The sequence below is a fragment of the Marinobacter bryozoorum genome, assembly GCF_023156245.1.
Taxonomy (GTDB): Bacteria; Pseudomonadota; Gammaproteobacteria; order Pseudomonadales; family Oleiphilaceae; genus Marinobacter; species Marinobacter bryozoorum.
The window spans coordinates 1-1300 of record NZ_JAKZAH010000104.1; the positions used below are offsets into that span (position 1 = coordinate 1).

Genomic DNA, 1300 nt, shown 5'->3' on the forward strand with positions numbered 1-1300 from the left:
TGGGAGTGCCGCTGAGCATTCAGCAACGCATCCTGAAATACCACGATGATCGCACCGTTGAGATACTCAAGAGCAATCCTTACGCATTGCTCGGATTCGGGATGTCTTTTCCCGATATCGATGCCATTGCCGAACAGATGGGCATGGAGAAATCGGCACCCGTGCGGCTCGCAGCTGCTTTAGAAAGCGCGATACGAAAAGAGGTAGAAAAGGGGCACACCTACGCCTCCCATCAGGCGCTCAGGCCCGAGGTGATCAAGCTTCTGGGCAATAAAGCCCTGGTCGCAGAGGCGTTCGCCAGCGGTTATCGCAACGGCCAGTTCATTCTCCGGCCAGAGACCGGCACCTACCATCCTACCGCCCAAATCATAATGGAGTCGGTCGTTGCGAAGCGGCTCAAGGTCTTGGCCGCCACCAAGGATGAAGATGAACCCGTCTTCACGGCGCTCACCGAGGCCGTTCAGGAGTTGCCCTACGACCTGACCGAGCAGCAGCTCCAAGCGGTCGAGTCGAGCCTTACCAATGCGGTGTCCTGCATTACGGGTGGTGCCGGCACGGGTAAAACCACGGTGCTTCGAACCGTGCTCAAAGCCTATGCCGCACTAGGCTATAAGGTTCATGCCGTCGCTCTGTCGGGGCGAGCAGCCATGCGACTGCACGAGAGCATCGGATTCTTCACCATGACGATTGCTCGCCTGCTGAGGGAAGAGCCGATCTCGCCGTCACTGGATCAGGCGCAGCATCTCCTGGTCATCGACGAAGCCAGTATGATCGACCTGCCGACCATGTATCGGATCGTTACGCACCTCGATCCCTCGGTACGCATCATCCTGACCGGCGACCCGAACCAGCTACCAGCCATCGGCTGTGGCAAAGTTCTCTCAGACATCGTTGAATCCGGCGCAATCGCTACGGTTGAGCTGAACATCGTCAAACGCCAAGAAGGCTCAACGGGTATCCCGGAATACTCGACCACTATCAACCGGGGCGAGATGCCTCCTTCGTTATCGGTTGGCGCAATCACGTTCCACGAGACGCCTCCGCAGAAGGTGGTCGATAAGTGCAAATCCTTGTATGCGGAGTCACCCTATAACACCCAGATCATTGGAGCCACCAAGGCTCTAGTTGGCGAGGTGAACCGTGAGTGCCAAAAGCTGATCAATCCCGATGGGGAGCGCTTGCAGTTTAGATTGCATGGCGATGAATTCTTCCTCGATATCAGAGTGGGCGACCCGATCCTCTTCACCAGGAACAACTACAACATAGGCATTCAGAATGGGTCTCTTGGCGTATTATCCTC

Annotated in this window: 1 protein-coding gene; it reads left to right on the forward strand. The window is 56.4% G+C overall.

Going from position 1 to position 1300, the window contains the following annotated elements; genetic code table 11:
* Nucleotides 1-1300: AAA family ATPase (locus tag MLC59_RS19720; protein ID WP_248237301.1), on the forward strand; the 1300-nt coding region annotated here is incomplete at both ends.